This window comes from Pseudomonas sp. TNT3 (assembly GCF_010095445.2).
Classification (GTDB): domain Bacteria; phylum Pseudomonadota; class Gammaproteobacteria; order Pseudomonadales; family Pseudomonadaceae; genus Aquipseudomonas.
On sequence record NZ_WFGV02000003.1, the window covers coordinates 55,218 to 73,958 of the forward strand.

Annotated in this window: 18 protein-coding genes; 7 read left to right on the forward strand and 11 right to left on the reverse strand. The window is 59.7% G+C overall.

Features of this window, described 5'->3' with window-relative positions; all coding sequences use genetic code 11:
* Positions 1-108 precede the first annotated feature (108 nt).
* From GBC55_RS03130 to choX, 6 genes are all read right to left on the reverse strand, one after another.
* Complete coding sequence (locus tag GBC55_RS03130) at positions 109-372, reverse strand: hypothetical protein (RefSeq protein WP_162436180.1); 264 nt, start codon at positions 370-372, stop codon at positions 109-111.
* Positions 373-774: 402 nt separating this feature from the next.
* The gene (locus GBC55_RS03135; RefSeq protein WP_162436181.1) at positions 775-1,938 is read right to left on the reverse strand and encodes a gamma-butyrobetaine dioxygenase; all 1,164 of its coding nucleotides are present in this window, start codon (positions 1,936-1,938) and stop codon (positions 775-777) included.
* Between the two features lie 13 nt (positions 1,939-1,951).
* Positions 1,952-2,428 (reverse strand): thioesterase family protein, encoded by a 477-nt coding sequence (locus GBC55_RS03140; protein ID WP_162436182.1) that lies wholly within the window; start codon positions 2,426-2,428, stop codon positions 1,952-1,954.
* A 124-nt stretch (positions 2,429-2,552) separates the two neighbouring features.
* Complete coding sequence (locus GBC55_RS03145; protein ID WP_162436296.1) at positions 2,553-3,518, reverse strand: L-carnitine dehydrogenase; 966 nt, start codon at positions 3,516-3,518, stop codon at positions 2,553-2,555.
* A 131-nt stretch (positions 3,519-3,649) separates the two neighbouring features.
* Entirely contained in the window at positions 3,650-4,534 is an 885-nt protein-coding gene (locus tag GBC55_RS03150; protein ID WP_162436183.1) for a 3-keto-5-aminohexanoate cleavage protein, read from the reverse strand.
* A 75-nt stretch (positions 4,535-4,609) separates the two neighbouring features.
* Positions 4,610-5,554: a choline ABC transporter substrate-binding protein gene (gene choX / locus GBC55_RS03155; protein ID WP_162436184.1), complete on the reverse strand. Its 945-nt coding sequence runs from the start codon at positions 5,552-5,554 to the stop codon at positions 4,610-4,612.
* A gap of 205 nt (positions 5,555-5,759) precedes the next feature.
* On the opposite strand from choX, the gene GBC55_RS03160 reads away from it, so the two are divergent.
* The gene (locus GBC55_RS03160) at positions 5,760-6,704 is read left to right on the forward strand and encodes a GlxA family transcriptional regulator (RefSeq protein ID WP_162436185.1); all 945 of its coding nucleotides are present in this window, start codon (positions 5,760-5,762) and stop codon (positions 6,702-6,704) included.
* A gap of 190 nt (positions 6,705-6,894) precedes the next feature.
* On the opposite strand, the gene GBC55_RS03165 is transcribed toward GBC55_RS03160, so the two are convergent.
* The 4 genes from GBC55_RS03165 to GBC55_RS03180 form a co-directional block, all read right to left on the reverse strand.
* On the reverse strand, positions 6,895-7,311 hold the full coding sequence (locus GBC55_RS03165; RefSeq protein WP_162436186.1) for a DUF3010 family protein: 417 nt from the start codon (positions 7,309-7,311) through the stop codon (positions 6,895-6,897).
* A gap of 32 nt (positions 7,312-7,343) precedes the next feature.
* Entirely contained in the window at positions 7,344-7,667 is a 324-nt protein-coding gene (locus GBC55_RS03170; protein WP_162436187.1) for a helix-turn-helix transcriptional regulator, read from the reverse strand.
* Entirely contained in the window at positions 7,651-7,905 is a 255-nt protein-coding gene (locus GBC55_RS03175) for a type II toxin-antitoxin system RelE/ParE family toxin (RefSeq protein ID WP_162436188.1), read from the reverse strand. Before GBC55_RS03175 ends, GBC55_RS03170 begins: the two co-directional genes overlap by 17 nt.
* Positions 7,906-8,115: 210 nt before the next feature.
* Complete coding sequence (locus GBC55_RS03180) at positions 8,116-8,520, reverse strand: lysozyme inhibitor LprI family protein (protein WP_162436189.1); 405 nt, start codon at positions 8,518-8,520, stop codon at positions 8,116-8,118.
* Between the two features lie 261 nt (positions 8,521-8,781).
* Between GBC55_RS03180 and GBC55_RS03185 the strand changes: the two genes are divergently transcribed.
* The 6 genes from GBC55_RS03185 to GBC55_RS03210 all read left to right on the forward strand — a co-directional run bounded on the left by GBC55_RS03185 (position 8,782) and on the right by GBC55_RS03210 (position 16,681).
* Positions 8,782-9,759, forward strand: coding sequence for a dipeptidase (locus tag GBC55_RS03185; RefSeq protein ID WP_008033250.1), 978 nt, complete (start codon positions 8,782-8,784; stop codon positions 9,757-9,759).
* Between the two features lie 171 nt (positions 9,760-9,930).
* A complete protein-coding gene (locus GBC55_RS03190) occupies positions 9,931-10,461 on the forward strand; it encodes a DUF5943 domain-containing protein (RefSeq protein WP_010565965.1) in 531 nt (176 codons plus the stop codon).
* A gap of 15 nt (positions 10,462-10,476) precedes the next feature.
* Entirely contained in the window at positions 10,477-12,537 is a 2,061-nt protein-coding gene (gene dgcA / locus GBC55_RS03195) for a dimethylglycine demethylation protein DgcA (RefSeq protein ID WP_162436190.1), read from the forward strand.
* A 185-nt stretch (positions 12,538-12,722) separates the two neighbouring features.
* Positions 12,723-14,675: a dimethylglycine demethylation protein DgcB gene (gene dgcB / locus GBC55_RS03200; RefSeq protein WP_162436191.1), complete on the forward strand. Its 1,953-nt coding sequence runs from the start codon at positions 12,723-12,725 to the stop codon at positions 14,673-14,675.
* Positions 14,675-15,895 carry an electron transfer flavoprotein subunit alpha/FixB family protein gene (locus GBC55_RS03205; RefSeq protein ID WP_162436192.1) on the forward strand — a complete coding sequence of 407 codons (1,221 nt, stop codon included), beginning with the start codon at positions 14,675-14,677 and terminating at the stop codon, positions 15,893-15,895. The genes dgcB and GBC55_RS03205 overlap by 1 nt, the downstream gene beginning before the upstream one ends.
* 15 nt (positions 15,896-15,910) lie before the next feature.
* Positions 15,911-16,681, forward strand: coding sequence for an electron transfer flavoprotein subunit beta (locus GBC55_RS03210; protein WP_162436193.1), 771 nt, complete (start codon positions 15,911-15,913; stop codon positions 16,679-16,681).
* A 753-nt stretch (positions 16,682-17,434) separates the two neighbouring features.
* On the opposite strand, the gene gbcA is transcribed toward GBC55_RS03210, so the two are convergent.
* Entirely contained in the window at positions 17,435-18,730 is a 1,296-nt protein-coding gene (gene gbcA, locus GBC55_RS03215) for a glycine-betaine demethylase subunit GbcA (protein ID WP_162436194.1), read from the reverse strand.
* Between the last annotated feature and the right edge of the window lie 11 nt (positions 18,731-18,741).

Here is an 18,741-nt window from a genome sequence, read left to right on the forward strand (position 1 = left end):
GGCCATCATCGCGGGCAAGCCGGCTCCCACAGGGATTTGATGTGTGAATACAAACTATGTCACACGGCAGATCCTTGTGGGAGCGGGCTTGCCCGCGAAGGCGTACTGTCAGGCGCTACGGCTCTGCTGAAACTCCGCCAACGCCGGCAACAATTGCCTGTCGATGGCCTGGCGCACAGCCGGCAGGATCGTCGCGCTGCTGGTGTACATCTGCTTGACCATTGTGCGCAGCTCAATGGCCCGTTCGTTGTTCAACCCCCGCACTGCACACTCGCAAGCCTGCTCGGCGGTGGCGCCGTTCGGTACTTGAAAACCCAACGACTTCAGTTGGCCCAACAGGTCTTCCTGGTCAATCAAATCGGCGTACATCATGACGCAATCCTTCTTCAGGGAACGGTGTCGTGGCTCGATTCTCGTAGGGGTGAGAGGTGGCGGCAAGGACGATTTGTCGCAATGGCCGGTATACCTATGAACAGGTCGTTTTCGGCTAACTGATCGAGTAGGGGAGTGGGCACACTGGACTCAGCTCGCTTCACGAAGGTTTGGTCACCCTCGCGCAACGGCTCCTCAACAGTACCCTCCTCAGCTCCGATCCTGTCACGGCTTGATCGGGGTTTTTTTTGCCTGTGAATCAGGAAGGGATGTGCAGTCCGGACCGACGCCATCGTCGGAATGCCGCCCAGAACAAGCTCACTCCCACATTGACCGCATTCTTCTGGTAGGAACTCGGTTGAATGTGGGAGTGAGCCTGCTCGCGATGAACGATGACTCGGTCTAGCGTTGCAACACCAGAATCCGCGACAGCAACTCATCCCGATCCACATAACACCCCTGGAAATGCCGGGCCCCGCTGGCAGGGTCGAACGCATTGCGCGCATGCAGGGTGCGTCGGTTATCGAAGCACCACAGCTCCCCGGGATTGAGTCGTTGCATCAGCCTGAACCGAGGCTCGCGCGTCATCGCGATAAAGCGCCGATACGCGCGATAGAGCCTGGGCATCTCTTCCACCGACGCATCGAACGGCCCGCGTAAAAAGTTCGCCATGCGGATCTCCGACACCTGCCCCATCGCATCCAGCGCGATGATCGGCGCCAGGCACCGGTAGTCGCTGTGGCGGTCCTTGTTGCGGAATTCCACGGGGATGTTGCACAGGCTGTGGAACGACTCGGGATCCTCTTGACGCAGTGCATCAGCAATCGCAAACCCGTCGACGAAAATACTCTCGCCACCGTCGGCGTCATTCACCAGGCAGTGCAGAAATTGCAGTCCCGGTTGCAGCTCCCTGGTCGGCAAATCGCTGTGCAGCGGCAGGTTGAAGGCGGTGTAGGCATTGCTGTCGGCATCAGCCTTGGATTGCACGTTGAACAGCACACCGAAATTGCTCTCGCGGATGAAGGAAATGCGTTGCGCAATCAGCTTCAAAGATCCGGGTTCCGTGGGTACGCCGCGGACCTGGGTGAGGCCGATATCCCGTACCGCCAGCAGCCACTGCAACAACGCCTGGTTGTCGTTCATCAGCGCCGAATATTCGAACACCGGCAGCTGCACATCGCTGTGCCACAGCGTGGCTTTGGGTTTGCGGGCCCGACGTTCGTTGCGGGATTCATCGTCATAGGCATGCGCCCGCAACCAGCCCGGATCGAAGCGGCTGAGGTGGCCGTCCTGCCAATCGAGGCTGAGGCAGCCGTCTGCATCAATGCGGGTTTCGGTCGGTATCAGGTGCTCTGGGACGTCGACGATCTCCAGCACTTGCTCGCGAGTCACCGTGTAGACGCACTGTGGACACGGGCAGTTGTCGCGCAACCACTGATGATGGAACGGGCTGATGCGCCCGTCGGCCCAGGTCACCTGAGCGCGGTCCGCCAGGGTTTGCACGGCGGTCAACGCGCTGATCAACGGGTAGGTACGGAAGTCGGCAAAAGCGGCGGCGGTGTTCATGGCGATCTCCTTGTTATTTTTTGGGGGGTAAAGCAATCACTCGGCCAATGTAGTCAGGAACAGGCAGGTCGGTTTGTTCGGCGACGATGGCTTGCAGTTTGTTCAGGGTGTCGTCGCTGAACGGTGCGGAGCGCGGCCCGGCGAGGTCGACGTGGAGCAGCATTTGCTCGTTAGCCGCCAGCGCCTTGTCATCTCCGGCCAGGTGCAGGCTGTGGTAGAGGTGCAGGCGTTTGCTGTCGTGAGCGATGATTTGGGTGTGCACGTCGACGTCGGCGTCGAGCTTTACCTCTTGCAGGTAATTGAGGTGCAGTTCGAGGGTGAACAGCGAGTTGCCGCTGGCTTCGCGGTGGCTGCTGTCCATGCCGAGGCGGTCCATCAATGCGTCGGTGGCATAGCTGAAAATGAGCAGGTAGAACGCATCGCGCAGGTGGCCGTTGTAGTCGACCCACTCGGGGATGATGCGGGTTTGGTAGGTGGTGAGTGCGGGCATGGTGGCTGATCCAGAACAGATTGTGATTGGAATGCCGTCATCGCCAGCAGGCTGGCTCCCACATTGGAATGCATTCTCCTGTGGGAGCCAGCCTGCTGGCGATGGGGCCAGTCCTGATAGTGGATTACTCGCTGAATGCCATCCCATGCTTTTCTTTGGTGGTTCTCACCGCTTCAAGCACCGCCAGCAAGCAATCATCACGATAGCGCTCCAGCGCCGAAATGCTGTGGGTGCCCAATTGATCGCTTGTCCCATCGACCACATCATCGATCAACTTGTCGGTCAGTTCCGGTGCCGGCAAGTACGTCCACGGCAACTGCAACGCCGGTCCGAACTGCGCCATGAAGTGCCGCATGCCCGCATCACCACCCGCCAGGGTGTACGTTAGGAACGTGCCCATGAACGACCAGCGCAGTCCCGCGCCAAAACGAATTGCATCGTCGATCTCGCCGGTGGTCGCCACCCCGTCGTTTACCAGGTGCAGGGCCTCGCGCCACAGCGCTTCGAGCAAGCGGTCGGCGATAAATCCTGGCACTTCCTTGCGCACATGCAGCGGACGCATCCCCAAGGATTCGTAGACTTTCATGGCCGCCTGTACGGCTTCGGGTGCGGTGTTTTTACCACCCACCACTTCCACCAATGGCAACAGGTAAACCGGGTTGAACGGGTGACCGACGACACAACGTTCCGGGTGCGTCGAACTTTCGTAAAACTCACTCGGCAACAGCCCTGACGTACTGGAGCCGATCAGCGCGTTGGGCTTGGCTGCCGCGCTGATTTTGCTGTGCAGTTCCAGTTTCAGATCGAGGCGTTCCGGGGCGCTTTCCTGAATGAAATCCGCGTCGCGAACACACTCTTCAATGGTGGCGACAAAGCGCAGGCGATCTTGCGACGCGCCAGGTGCCAGGCCTTGTTTCTCCAGTGCTCCCCACGCATTGGCCACGCGTTTGCGCAAGGCGGCTTCGGCACCCGGTGCCGGGTCCCACGCCACTACGTCGAGGCCGTGGGCGAGGGCGCGGGATACCCAGCCGCTGCCGATGACACCGCTGCCCAGGGCTGCGAAGGTTTTGATTTCGGTGATGAAGGTCATGGCGCCGTCCTGAATGAATTCGGTGATCCTTGTAGGAGCGAGCTTGCTCGCGATGGTATTCCAGGCGCTGAGTGGCGTCGGCTGTACCTTTTTCGCGAGCAAGCTCGCTCCTACAGGGCTTATGTGTGGATTTAGCGCTTGGTCAGGCCCATTTTTACCCGGCCTTCAGCAGGGGTCAGGACACGGGCGCCGAGGCGACTGAGGATTTCGCTGGCGCGTTCGACCAATTGGCCGTTGGTGGCCAGTACGCCTTTGTCCAGCCAGATGTTGTCTTCCAGACCGACCCGCACGTTGCCGCCCAGCAGCACCGCTTGAGCCGCCATCGGCATCTGCATGCGACCGATGCCGAAGCCCGCCCAAACCGCATTGGCCGGCAAGTTGTCGACCATCGCCTTCATGGTGGTGGTATCCGCCGGCGCGCCCCACGGGATGCCCAGGCACAGCTGGAACAGCGGATCGTCGAGCAGGCCTTCCTTGATCAGTTGTTTGGCAAACCACAGGTGACCGGTGTCGAAAATTTCCAGCTCGGCCTTCACGCCCAATTCCTGAATGCGTTTGGCACCCGCACGCAGTTGAGCCGGCGTCGATACATAAATGGTGTCGCCATCGCCGAAGTTCAGAGTGCCGCAATCCAGGGTGCAGATTTCCGGCAGCAGCGCTTCGACATGCGCAAGACGCGTCAGCGGGCCGACCAGGTCGGTGTTCGGGCCAAACTCCATCGGGTTTTCGCCCGCACCGATTTCCAGGTCGCCACCCATGCCGGCGGTGAGGTTGACGATGATGTCGACGTCCGCCTCGCGGATGCGCTCCATCACTTCGCGGTACAACGCCACGTCACGGCTGAACTTGCCGGTTTCGGGGTTGCGCACGTGGCAATGAACCACCGTGGCGCCGGCCTTCGCGGCTTCCACTGCAGCGGCGGCGATTTGTTTCGGGGTGACCGGCACGTGTGGGCTTTTGGCGGTCGTGTCGCCAGCACCGGTGAGTGCGCAGGTGATGATGACGTCGTGGTTCATGAGGCGGGTTCCTTGCAGGCGTGATGATTTCGTTCGCAGCCCATGCGGGCTGCGATTCGACGGTTCAATCAGGGTTTATTTGGTGGTGAGTTGCAGGTTTTCAGCGGCAGGTTTGCCATCGAAGGTGGTGACGCCCTCGAGCCAGCGCTGTTTGTCTTGCGGGTGATCTTTCAGCCATTGCCTGGCCGATTCGAAAGCGTCTTTGTGATCCAGCAGCGGCTGCATCATCCGGCTCTCGTCTTCGGCGGTGTAGGTCAGGTTGCTCAGCAAGCGACCGATGTTCGGGCATTGCTCGGCATATTTCGGCGAGGTGACGGTCCAGACGGTCGCCATGCCTTCGTTCGGGCCGAGCGCATCGTCACTGCCCGTGAGGTAGGTCATCTTCACGTTGACGTTCATGGGGTGCGGCGCCCAGCCGAAGAACACCACGGCTTCATTGCGGCGCACGGCACGATCCACCGCCGCGAGCATGCCGGCTTCGCTGGACTCGACCAGCTGGAACTTGCCGAGACCAAACTGGTTCTTGGTGATCATCGCCTTGATCTGGGTGTTGGCGCCCGAACCGGGCTCGATGCCGTAGATCTTGCCGCCCAGTTCTTTCTCGAATTTGGCGATATCAGCGAAGGTTTTCAGACCCTTGTCCGCCAGATAGGTCGGTACGGCGAGGGTGGCGCGGGCGTCTTTCAGGCTGGGTGCTTCAAGCACCTTGACCTGGTTGGCCTGAACGAACGGCGTGATGGTCTGGGTCATCAGCGGGTTCCAGTAACCCAGGAACAGGTCCAGCCGCTGATCACGGATCCCGGCGAAGATTATTTGCTGGGACGCGCTGGTTTGTTTGGTGTTGTAGCCGAGGCCGTCGAGCAGGACCTGGGTCATGGCGCTGGTGGCGATCACGTCGGTCCAGTTCACCACGCCCATGCGCACGTTCTGGCAGGACGCGGGTTCGGCCGCCATGACGCTGGCGCTCAGGAAAGCGGTACCGCTGAGTGCAAGAACACAGCTGCTGATCAGTCGTTTCATGTCGGGTTCCTCGGCAGACGTTATTGTGGGTTCCGGCGTCTGCGCGCCGGTGATGCCAAGTTACGCAGCTATAGGCCCGTGGAAGCGCACTACGGCGACCAGCTCTTGCACTGCAGCGACCTGTGCTCTTGAATGCCGCTCGCAAGTGGCGTATCAACGTCTGCACGCTTCCCGCCCTCTCGCTACCAGCCATTGAGTGCGTTCCATGTCCCAGGATTTCTACTTCTTGCTGATGCCCGGTTTTTCGGCCATCGGTTTTATCTCGGCCATTGAGCCGCTGCGGGTCGCCAATCGCTTTCGCGGCGAGCTGTATCGCTGGCATGTGCTGAGCGCCGACGGCGGTGCGGTGTTAGCCAGCAACGGCATGTCGGTCAACGCCGACGCCGCACTGGAACCGTTGAAAAAAGGGGCGACGCTCTTGGTGGTCGCGGGGTTCGAACCGCTGAAATTTGCCACGCCCGCGCTGGAACACTGGCTGCGCCGCCTGGACATCGACGGCGTGACCCTCGGCGCCATCGACACCGGGAGCTTTGTCCTTGCCGAAGCCGGCTTGCTCGATGGCCATCGCCTGACCCTGCACTGGGAAGCGATCGACGCCTTCAAGGAATCGTATCCGCAGCTCAGCGTCACCCAGGAGCTGTTCGAAATCGACCGCAAGCGCATTACCTCGGCAGGCGGTACGGCGTCCATCGACCTGATGCTCGACCTCATCAGCCAGGCCCACGGCCCGGAATTGGCGATTCAGGTCAGCGAGCAATTCGTACTCGGCCGCATCCGCCCACGCAAAGACCACCAGCGCATGGAAGTGGCCAGCCGTTATGGCATCCGCAACAAGAAGCTGGTTCAGGTGATCGGGGAAATGGAGCAGCACAGCGAACCGCCGCTGACCACGCTGGCGCTGGCGGAGTCGATCAAGGTGACGCGGCGACAGCTCGAGCGCTTGTTTCGACTGCACCTGAATGACACGCCGAGCAACTTTTACCTGCGATTAAGGCTGGAGAAGGCCCAGCAATTGTTGCGGCAGACGGACATGAGCGTGCTGGAAGTGAGCATTGCTTGCGGGTTTGAATCGCCGTCTTATTTCACCCGAAGTTATCGGGCGAAGTTCGAGCGTTGTCCGCGGGAAGACCGGCGTACCGCAAAAGCATGAACAACCGAAAAACCTGTGGGAGCGGGCTTGCTCGCGAATGCGGTGGGTCAGGCAACATCAATGTTGAATGACTGACGCAGATCCCTGTGGGAGCCAGCCTGCTGGCGATAGCGGTGTGTCAGTCAATCAAGATGCTGACTGATACACCGCTATCGCCAGCAGGCTGGCTCCCACAGATCTGTGGTTGATTTTATTTCTTCAGCAACGCCGAACACGCCGCTTTGTACGCCTCATGCTGATACTTGTTTAGCGTCGCGGGTGGCTCAAACCCGTGCTTTTTGGCCTGCGCATTGATCGTCTGCGGCGACAGCAGCGTCACCTCGCAACTTTCCAGCAACTGGAAAATGCCCTCGATCTTGAACGTGGTCGGTCCGCCGGCAAACTCACCTTTCTTGCTGCGCTTCTTGATCGCGATCCGGTCGATGGAGTTCTCACGAACAAAGGACGCCACCTGCGCGGCAAAGACTTTGACGTTGGCCGCTTCGTCGTCGTCTTCCAGGGCGATTTTCTTGGTGGTGAGGGGAAGGTGACTCAGCGCCTGACCGTCGAGGGAGGCCACGGCAATGATTGCTTCGCTGCCTTTGATTTCGATGCCGCAGATTTTCATTTCGAATCCCTTTAAAAATGGTTGTGCGCAAGCTACAGCTCAAGCTGATTGGCAGTAATGCCAAACGCCATGGCAATTTTCTCGCGGGTGGCCTTACGCGGCTTCGCAACGGTCTCTTGTTGGGCGAAGGCTGGTTGGGAAATACCCATGCGTTTGGCCACTTCATCCTGAGTAAGGTTCAGGTGTTCGCGCCAGGCGCGAATCGGCGTTGCACCATCGACGATGCGGCTGACGACTTCGTGAGGAATCAGATCGGGCTCAATTTTTTGCGCGAGATATTGCGCGTAGGGAATGACCACGAAAGCCGGGTTGCCCTGTGCATCGTTAATAATTTGAACGTCAGTAGGTGCGTTCATCGCGTTTTTTGACCTCTTGAATATTGACCACTTTGATTGCGCCATCCCAATCGAATATGACTCGATAGTTACCGACTCGCAGACGGTAGGCGTAATCATGGCCGACAAGTGCTTTGACGTTGCCCGCATGCGGCATGCTAGCCAGCATTGTGACGGCATCACGAACCTGGATCTGGTGAGCGGAATGCAATTTCAGGAGTTGCTTAACGGCATTTCGAGTCCAGTGAATACTGTTCATGAGAGAGTATAAGTCTTTTATAAGATTTCCAATCTTTACTTATATTTAGCCGTCTACCAACTAACGAAGATTGTCAGGATGTTGCCCGGTTCACAGGGTCTTTCGCGACGCGTGGTAACACTGCAGGCCTTATCAGCCAAGGGCGTAGGAAATAGCGTTTCTTGAAGGCGAAAGCCGACAACGGCGCCAGCTTCCGATGGAATTACAGGATCACTCCTGCCCAATCGACTCCAAAAACTCCGACCGCTCATCACTCATCCGCGCCACGCAATCATTCTGCGCAATGGTGAACGCCTTGCTGCCGCTCGTCGCCGGGAACGCTTCGACGGCGCAATCGGCATCCCGCGTCTTTAGCCATTGCTGTTGGGAGGCTTTGATCCTGGAAGTGATGTCGGTCAATTGCGACGGGTTCTTGCCGTAGAGCGTCTGCATGCGCTCCGCCAGGCTTTGATAGTTGTCTTTGAGCAGGTCTTCGGCTGTGGTTCGGCTGTAGGCCGAGCATTCCAGGGTCTGGACGTCGTTTTCGACGGCATCGCAGGGGGTGCTGTCGGACTCTTCCTGGGCCTGTACGCCCGTCGCCGTCAGTAGTGCCAAGACCAGAAAAATCGTTTTCATAGCGCTGCCGTCCCCTTTATTCCATTCAAAGCTTCAGTAACGCGTTATTGAAGCATCCAGTGATGCGGCGAATTCTGGCCCAAGCGGAGGGGCTTGAACAGGCGGGCGATCAGGCCTGTCGACGACCCTTTGTCGCGGATTGACGCTTTCGGCAATTCCCCTGTCGTTTTTGCACCCGGCTGCCGAGGCACCGAGGCATATGCTGGCCCCAAAGCGCCGGCACACGATTCGGCGCACGAATCGCTAATAGGGGACAGCCTGATGAGCCCAGCCGAATTGCACGCCGACAGTATCGTTATCGACGGGCTGATTATTGCCAAGTGGAACCGTGAGCTGTTCGAAGACATGCGCAAGGGCGGTCTGACCGCGGCCAACTGCACCGTGTCGGTGTGGGAAGGCTTCCAGGCGACCGTCAACAACATCGCCGCCAGCCAGAAACTGATTCGCGAGAACAGCGATCTGGTGATTCCGGTGCGTACCACCGCCGACATCCGCAAGGCCAAGGAGCAGGGCAAGACCGGCATCCTTTTCGGCTTCCAGAATGCTCACGCCTTTGAAGACCAGATCGGCTACGTCGAGGTGTTCAAGCAGCTGGGCGTCGGTATCGTGCAGATGTGCTACAACACCCAGAATCTGGTCGGTACCGGCTGCTACGAGCGCGATGGCGGCCTGTCGGGCTTCGGTCGTGAAATCGTCGCCGAGATGAACCGTGTCGGCGTCATGTGCGACCTGTCCCACGTGGGTTCGAAAACCTCCGAAGAAGTCATCCTCGAATCGAAGAAGCCGGTCTGCTATTCCCATTGCCTGCCGTCGGGCCTGAAGATTCATCCGCGCAACAAATCCGATGAAGAACTGAAGTTCATTGCCGACCACGGCGGTTTTGTCGGCGTGACCATGTTTGCGCCGTTCCTGGCCAAGGGCATTGATTCGACCATCGACGATTACGCCGAAGCCATCGAATACACCATGAATATCGTCGGCGAAGACGCCATCGGCATCGGCACCGACTTCACCCAGGGCCATGGCCAGGACTTCTTCGAATACCTGACCCATGACAAAGGCTACGCACGCCGCCTGACCAGCTTCGGCAAGATCATTAACCCGCTGGGCATCCGCACCGTCGGCGAGTTCCCGAACCTGACCGAAACCCTGCTCAAGCGCGGCCATTCCGAGCGCGTGGTGCGCAAGATCATGGGCGAGAACTGGGTGAATGTCCTGAAGGACGTCTGGGGCGAATAAAAACCGGCCTCCCAACAACCCTGTAGCAGCTGCCGAGGCACGAGGCTGCGTTGCGGTCCGCAGGACCGCCCTCGAGGGCCGCTGCGCAGCCCAACGCAGCCTCGCAGGCTCGGCAGCTGCTACAGGGCTACGACACGCAAATACAACGAATTTTTCTGGAGTTAAGTTTCCATGGCCAAGATCGCCCCGCAATTGCCAATCGAAGTCGACAGCGAGACCGGTGTCTGGACCTCTGACGCCCTGCCGATGCTGTACGTACCGCGGCATTTCTTCGTCAACAACCACATGGGTATCGAGGAAGTGCTGGGCGCCGAAGCCTACGCCGAGATCCTCTACAAGGCCGGCTACAAATCCGCCTGGCACTGGTGTGAGAAAGAAGCCGAATGCCACGGCCTTGAAGGCGTCGCAGTGTTCGAGCACTACATGAAGCGCCTGTCGCAACGCGGCTGGGGCCTGTTCAAGATCCAGGACATCGACCTCGACAAAGGCACCGCCAGCGTCAAGCTCGAACACTCGGCGTTCGTGTACGTGTACGGCAAGGTCGGGCGCAAGGTCGACTACATGTTCACCGGCTGGTTTGCCGGTGCCATGGACCAGATTCTGCAAGCCCGCGGCAGCAACATCCGTACCGTTGCCGAACAAGTCTACGGTGGCTCTGAAGAAGGCCACGACGACGGTTTGTTCACCGTCAAGCCGTTGTAAGTCGAGGAACCCGCCATGGCTTTCGAAGCAATGTTCCAGCCGATCCAGATCGGCAAACTGACCATCCGTAACCGCGTGCTCAGCACTGCGCACGCCGAGGTCTACGCGACCGACGGCGGCATGACCACCGATCGGTACGTCAAGTATTACGAAGAGAAAGCCAAGGGCGGGATCGGCCTGGCGATTTGCGGCGGTTCCTCCGTGGTGGCCATCGACAGCCCGCAGGAATGGTGGAGTTCGGTGAACCTGTCCACCGACCGGATCATCCCGCACTTCCAGAACCTCGCCGACGCCATGCACAAGCACGGCGCCAAGATCATGATCCAGATTACCCACATGGGCCGTCGCTCACGTTGGGACGGCTTTAACTGGCCGACCCTGATGTCGCCGTCGGGCGTGCGTGAACCGGTGCACCGTGCCACCTGCAAAACCATCGAGCCGGAAGAAATCTGGCGAGTGATCGGCAACTACGCGCAGGCTGCTCGCCGGGCCAAGGCCGGTGGTCTCGATGGCGTCGAACTGTCCGCTGTGCACCAGCACATGATCGACCAGTTCTGGAGCCCGCGCGTCAACAAGCGTACCGATGAGTGGGGCGGCAGTTTTGAAAACCGCATGCGGTTCGGCCTGGAAGTATTGAAGGCTGTGCGGGCTGAAGTCGGCCCGGATTTCTGCGTTGGCATCCGTCTGTGCGGCGACGAATTCCACCCGGACGGCTTGTCCCACGAGGACATGAAGCAGATCGCCAAGTACTACGACGACACCGGCATGCTGGACTTCATCGGTGTGGTGGGGTCGGGTTGCGACACTCACAACACCCTGGCCAACGTCATCCCGAACATGAGTTATCCACCGGAGCCGTTCCTGCACCTGGCGGCCGGTATCAAGGAAGTGGTCAAGGCTCCAGTGCTGCACGCACAGAACATCAAGGACCCGAACCAGGCGACCCGAATTCTGGAAGGTGGTTATGTGGACATGGTCGGTATGACCCGTGCGCACATCGCCGACCCGCACCTGATCGCCAAGATCAAGATGGGCCAGATCGACCAGATCAAGCAGTGCGTCGGCGCCAACTATTGCATCGACCGGCAGTACCAAGGGCTGGACGTGTTGTGCATCCAGAACGCTGCGACCTCCCGCGAATACATGGGCGTGCCGCACATCATCGAAAAGACCACGGGCGTTAAGCGCAAGGTCGTGGTGGTGGGTGCCGGGCCGGCGGGGATGGAAGCCGCTCGCGTGGCCGCCGAGCGTGGCCACGACGTGACCTTGTTCGAGAAAAAAGAATTCATCGGCGGGCAGATCACCACTGCTTCGAAAGCACCACAGCGCGACCAGATCGCCGGTATCACACGCTGGTATCAGCTTGAACTCGCAAGGTTGAAAGTCGACCTGCGCCTGGGCGTGGCGGCGGATGCGCCGACCATCATGGACCTGCGCCCCGACGTGGTCGTGCTCGCGGTAGGCGGTCATCCGTTCCTCGAGCAGAACGAGCATTGGGGCGCGGCTGAAGGCCTGGTTGTCAGCAGCTGGGACATTCTCGATGGCAAAGTTGCGCCAGGTAAAAACGTGCTGGTGTACGACACCATTTGCGAGTTCACCGGCATGTCGACCGCTGACTTCCTGGCCGACAAAGGCAGTCAGGTCGAGATCGTTACCGACGACATCAAGCCTGGCGTGGCGATCGGCGGCACCTCGTTCCCGACCTACTACCGCAGCATGTACCCGAAAGAAGTGATCATGACCGGCGACATGATGCTGGAGAAGGTCTACCGCGAAGGCGACAAGCTGGTGGCGGTACTGGAGAACGAATACACCGGCGCCAAAGAGGAGCGGGTGGTGGACCAGGTGGTCGTGGAAAACGGCGTGCGTCCGGACGAAGAAATCTACTACGCGATGAAAGAAGGCTCGCGCAACAAAGGCCAGATCGACGTCGAAGCTTTGTTCGCGATCAAGCCGCAACCTTGCCTGGAACAGACCGGTGACGGTTACCTGCTGTTCCGCATCGGTGACTGTGTGGCGCAACGCAACGTGCATGCCGCGATCTACGACGCACTGCGGCTGTGCAAAGACTTCTAAGAGCTTGTGGATAACCCTTGTAGGAGCGAGCTTGCTCGCGATGGACGTGAACGATGACGCGGGGAGTCTGTTTTAACGCGACGTTCTCAGGTTTTTCGCGAGCAAGCTCGCTCCTACACAGGGAATCGAGCAAGGCATCCAGGTAGTTTGGCCTGCAAGACCCCGAGGTCTTTGGGAGCTCCACCATGTTGAACACCCTTCTTCCAATCCTGCTGTTCGCTGCCCTGGGCCTGGCTGTCCTCGGCGCGGTGCGGCGGGTGGCTATGTGGCGCCGGGGACGAGCCTCGAAGGTCGACCTGATCGGTGGCCTGTTCGCCATGCCCAAGCGCTACATGGTCGATTTGCACCATGTCGTTGCGCGGGACAAATACATCGCCAACACCCACGTCGCCACGGCCGGTGGTGCGGTGGCGTCCATTGTGCTGGCGATACTGGTTCACGGTTTCGGCCTGCACAGCCGCATTCTCGGCATTGCCCTGTTGATTGCCTCGGCGGTGATGTTCGTCGGCGCGATTTTCATGTACCTGCGTCGTCGCAACCCTCCGGCTCGCCTGTCCAAAGGGCCATGGATGCGTCTGCCGAAAAGCCTGCTGGCATTCTCGGCGAGCTTCTTCCTGTTGACCCTGCCGGTGGCCGGCATCCTCCCGGAAAACTTCGGCGGCTGGATGCTTGCAGCGATCCTCTTTGTCGGCGTGCTGTGGGGCGTGTCGGAATTGTTCTTCGGCATGACCTGGGGCGGGCCGATGAAACACGCCTTTGCCGGTGCCTTGCACCTGGCGTGGCACCGTCGCGCCGAACGCTTTGGCGGTGGCCGCTCGACTGGTTTGAAACCACTGGACCTCAACGACCCAACCGCGCCGTTGGGTGTGGAAAAACCCAAGGATTTCACCTGGAACCAGCTGCTCGGTTTCGACGCCTGCGTGCAGTGCGGCAAGTGCGAAGCGGCGTGCCCGGCGTTCGCCGCCGGTCAGCCGCTGAACCCGAAAAAACTGATCCAGGACATGGTGGTTGGCCTGGCGGGTGGCACCGACGCCAAATTCGCCGGTAGTCCCTATCCTGGCAAAGCCATTGGTGAGCATGCCGGTAATCCGCATCAACCGATCGTCAACGGCCTGGTGGACGCCGACACCCTGTGGTCCTGCACCACCTGCCGTGCCTGTGTCGAGGAATGCCCGATGATGATCGAGCACGTCGACGCCATCGTCGACATGCGTCGCCATCTGACGCTGGAAAAAGGCGCGACCCCGAACAAGGGGGCCGAAGTCCTGGAAAACCTGATTGCCACCGACAACCCTGGCGGCTTCGCACCGGGCGGGCGGATGAACTGGGCCGCGGATCTGAGTTTGAATCTGCTCAGCGAGAAGAAATCGGTCGACGTGCTGTTCTGGGTCGGCGACGGCGCTTTCGACATGCGCAACCAGCGCACTTTGCGCGCCTTCGTCAAAGTGCTGAAAGCGGCCAAGGTCGACTTCGCGGTACTGGGCCTGGAAGAGCGCGACAGCGGTGACGTGGCCCGGCGTTTGGGCGATGAAGCGACCTTCCAGTTGTTGGCCAAACGCAACATCCAGACCCTGGCCAAATACAGCTTCAACCGCATCGTCACCTGCGATCCGCACAGCTTCCACGTGCTGAAAAACGAGTACGGCGCTTTCGATGGCCACTACCTCGTGCAGCACCACAGCACCTACATGGCGGAAATCATTGGTGCGGGCGCCCTGAATCTTGGTCAGCACAAAGGCAGCAGCGTGACCTATCACGATCCGTGCTACCTCGGTCGCTACAACGGCGAATACGAGGCGCCGCGCGAGGTATTGCGTGCTCTCGGCATCGAAGTGAAAGAGATGCAACGCTCTGGTTTCCGCTCGCGCTGCTGCGGTGGGGGCGGTGGTGCGCCGATCACCGACATTCCGGGCAAACAACGGATTCCGGACATGCGCATGGAAGACATCCGCGAGACCGGCGCCGAGTTGGTGGCCGTGGGTTGTCCACAATGCACGGCGATGCTCGAAGGCGTTGTCGAACCGCGCCCGATGATCAAGGACATCGCCGAACTGGTGGCCGATGCATTGCTCGAAGACGCAGCCCCGAGCAAACCGAATGCGCCGCTGAAACGTGAAGAACCTGCGGAGGCCCACTGATGAGCGACATTATCCGCCGCGACCCCCGCGCCGAATGGATTGCCCGCAACCGCCTGCACCCGCTGCATGCGGCCATGCAACCGGCGCAACACAGCTGGATGGGGCCCAATGGGGTCATTCGCAAGAATCCCCATGGCATGGGCTTCATTGGTCCCAATGGCATCAAACGTATTGACCGCAGCGGCGCACAGCAGGGCGTAGCGACCAAACGCTCGGCCACAGTTGAAGTGCAATTACCACTGCATCAAGTACCGCAGCCAGCGTTTTATATCAGTGTGGTGCCGGACATGGTGGGTGGTCGCTTGAGCAGCCACGATCGCGACTTGCTGGGTCTGGCGCATCAACTGGCCGGTCAGGACGGCGCGGTGTTGGCCGTGATCTTTGGCGAGCACAAGGAAGCGGCCTTCGCTAGTGCCGGCGTGGATCGATTGCTGGTGCTCGACGGCGAGGAATTCAGCGGTTATGCACCGGAACAACGGGTCCAGGGCTTACGAGCTGTGGATAACCAGTTCAGTCCGCGTCACTGGCTGCTGCCCGACAGCCGCAGCGGCGGCGGCGAACTGGGTCGGCGCTTTGCCGCAGCCCTTGGCGAGCGTCCGGCCACGCGTGTCTGGCAGGTCAAGGATCAGGAATGTATCGGCCGTGCCGGTGCTGGTTTGCAAGACCTGGCGCGGCCGGTTGCGCGCTTGATTCTGGCCGCCGTCGAGTGTGCCGAACCGGTGAGTGAAACCCGTCACGAAGCCTTGCCCGTGGAGTTATCCACAACCGTGGCGCGCAGTCTTTCCCGTATCGAAGATTTGGGCGCGGTGGCGGTAGACCCGGCGGCGATTCCCATGGCGGAAGCCGAATTCATTTTCTCCGGCGGTAATGGCGTCAAGGATTGGGAGCTTTTCCACAGGACCGCCCAAGCCCTCGGCGCCACCGAAGGCGCGTCCCGGGTGGCGGTGGACGATGGCTTCATGGCGCGTGATCGGCAGGTGGGTGCTTCGGGGACCTGGGTCACTGCGCGGGTCTATGTGGCCGTGGGGATTTCCGGCGCGATCCAGCACCTTCAAGGTATTGGTGCCTGCGACAAAGTGGTGGCGATCAACCTCGACCCGGGTTGCGACATGATCAAACGGGCCGACCTGTCGGTAATCGGTGAAAGCGCCGAGATTCTTCAAGCCTTGATCGATGCGATAGCGGCCTACCGCAACGACGCCAAGCGCGATGCGGCTTAAGGGAAGGAAAAGGTTATGAGCACGAAAATCATCAGCCTGGTGTCCATCGGCGCCCACCCGACCTCCGGCCGGCCACGTCGCGCCGAACAGGATGCGCGAGCGGTGGAGCTGGGTCTGCAACTGGCTGGGGATCACCTGCAAGTGCTGCATGCCGGTGACGTCGCCGAGCCTGCGCTGCGTGCGTATCTGGGCATGGGGCTGGACCAGTTGCATGTCCTGGAACAGCCGTTGGGTGCCGACGCGTTGCCGGCGTTAACTGCCTATTTGCGGGAGGCTGGCGCGCAAGTCGTTCTGACCGGCAGCCAGGCGGAAACCGGCGAAGGCTCCGGCATGTTGCCGTTCCTGCTGGCCGAGAATCTGGGCTGGCCGCTGGTGGTGGGGCTGGCTCAGGTGGAATCCATCGACGGGGGTTCGGCACTTGTTCTGCAGGCGCTGCCCCGTGGTCAGCGTCGTCGCTTGAAAGTGCGTTTGCCGTTTCTGGCGACTGTGGATAACGCTGCGCCCAAACCTCGGCAAAGTGCTTACGGGCCAGCGCGCCGGGGTGTTCTGCAGGCCGATGATGTCGAAGTGATCGACGATGAACTGCTCGCCGTCTCCACCTTGCAACCGGCAAAACCAAGGCCGAAACGATTGAAGGTGATCAAGGCCAAGAGCGGCGCCGACCGGATGAAGGCTGCAACGGCCAAGGCCAGTGGTGGCGGTGGCCAAGTGCTTAAAGGTGTGACCGCACAAGCGGGTGCCGAGGCGATCCTCAAGCTGCTGATCGAAGAAGGCGTGGTTCGCTAACCCTCCACCGACATTAAAGCTGGCGAGGACTGCGTCCTCGAACGCCGCCTCGCGGGCTCGGCAGCTGCTACAGGATCGGGTTTCCAGTTGGGGTTTACCTACGCCCTATAAATCGCTTCTGTGGATAACGCTGCCTCACTTCCCCAAACTTACCCCCGATCTCTGTTGGCGCTTCTGTGGATAAGATGTTCGCTGTCTGCTGGAGGCTATATAAACAAGGGGTTACAGGCTTTTGATTAAAAAACAACCAATCAGCCTGTTTAGGTGTGAAATCTCGTTGAAAGCCTGATGTATCAAGGGTTATGGCGGTTTTCCACAGTGCCCGCATAGTTGCCCCCAAAGTCTGTTGGCGCTTCTGTGGATAAGGTGTTTGCGGTCGTCTACAGGCCACGTCATGTGTGGCTTTCAGGATTGTGATCAAAAAATAATCAATCGTCGTTCAAAACCGTGAATGTTAATAAGTCACGGATTTTCTTCGGATTGTGTGGAGAAAGTTTCAGGCAGATGCACACTTGTCCCCATTAGCTGTGGGTGGAGGTGTGGATAACTTGTTCGTGGAAGGCTGCGAGGTGCGGTGCGTATAGGCCTGAACGGAATAGATCATATTTCGTACAGTTCTACAGAGTGGTAGGTTGCCGGGAAGTGAGGTGTGGGCAGGTAAGCCGCCATCGCGAGCAGGCTCACTCCTACAGGTGATCTTTGGCATACCGAAGATCAAACGTAGGAGTGAGCCTGCTCGCGATGCTTTTGCCGTTAACCTTGAACCGGTACTCCCTTGAGGTAAGGCGCAGGCTCTGCCCCCAGATTGCTCAGCAACCGTTCGCTATACCAATCCACGAAGTTCACCACGCCAAACTCGTAGGTCTTCGAATAAGGCCCGGGCTGATAGGCCGTGGAGTTGATCCCGCGCTGGTTTTCTTCGGCCAGACGGCGGTCCTGGTCGTTGGTTGCATCCCAGACCTGACGCATGCGGTCGACGTCGTAATCCACACCTTCAACAGCGTCCTTGTGCACGACCCACTTGGTCGTGACCATGGTTTCCTGAGCGCTGATCGGCCACACCGTGAAGACAATGATGTGGTCGCCCATGCAGTGGTTCCACGAGTGCGGCAAATGCAGGATGCGCATTGAGCCCAGGTCCGGGTTCTTGATGCGGCCCATGAGTTTGGCGCAGCCCTGTTTGCCGTCCAGGGTCATCGACACGGTGCCTTTAAGCAGCGGCATGCGCACGATGCGGTTACGCAGGCCGAAGCTGGCGTGGGCGTAAGGAATCTTCTCGGCTTCCCAGGCAGCGGAAGAGGCAGCGACGTGGTCCTTGAACGCCTGATCGGCGCGTGGATCGGTGACGTCGTCCCATTCCAGCAGGGTCTTGAGCAGTTCCGGGTGCGACGCGTTGCAGTGGTAGCACTCGCGGTTGTTTTCCAGCACCAGTTTCCAGTTGGCTTTCTCCATCAAGGTGGTGGTGATTGCCACCTTGGTGTTTTCCATGTCGTACGGTTCCATGTAATGGCTCAGCGTCGACAGGAAGTCATCAATGGCTGGCGGGTTCTCCGACAGGCTGATGAAGATGTAGCCGCCGGCCGTTTTCACGTTCACCGGTTTGAGGCCGTATTGCTTCATGTCGAAGTCGGCGCCCATTTCGGTGCCGGCGAACAACAGACGACCGTCCAGCTCGTAGGTCCACTGGTGGTAGTGGCAGACCAGCTTGGCGACCTTGCCTTTTTCACTGGTGCACAGGCGCGAACCGCGGTGGCGACAGACGTTATGGAACGCATGCACCACGCCTTCAGCGCCGCGAATCACGATGATCGGGTTTTTGCCGACCTGCAGGGTCAGGTAATTGCCCTTGGTCGGGATCTCGCAAGTCATGCCGGCGATCAACCACTCTTTCTGGAAGATCTCCTGCATGTCGATATCAAACAGCCGCTCGTCAGAGTAAAACGGCTGCGGCAGCGAGTAAGTGCGTTCGCGCTCCTGGAGCATTTGCGCGGTGGCCTTGCGTGCGGGTTCCAGCGGATCGCCCAGGCTGATTTTTGCGGTGACGTCCATCGATTTGATCC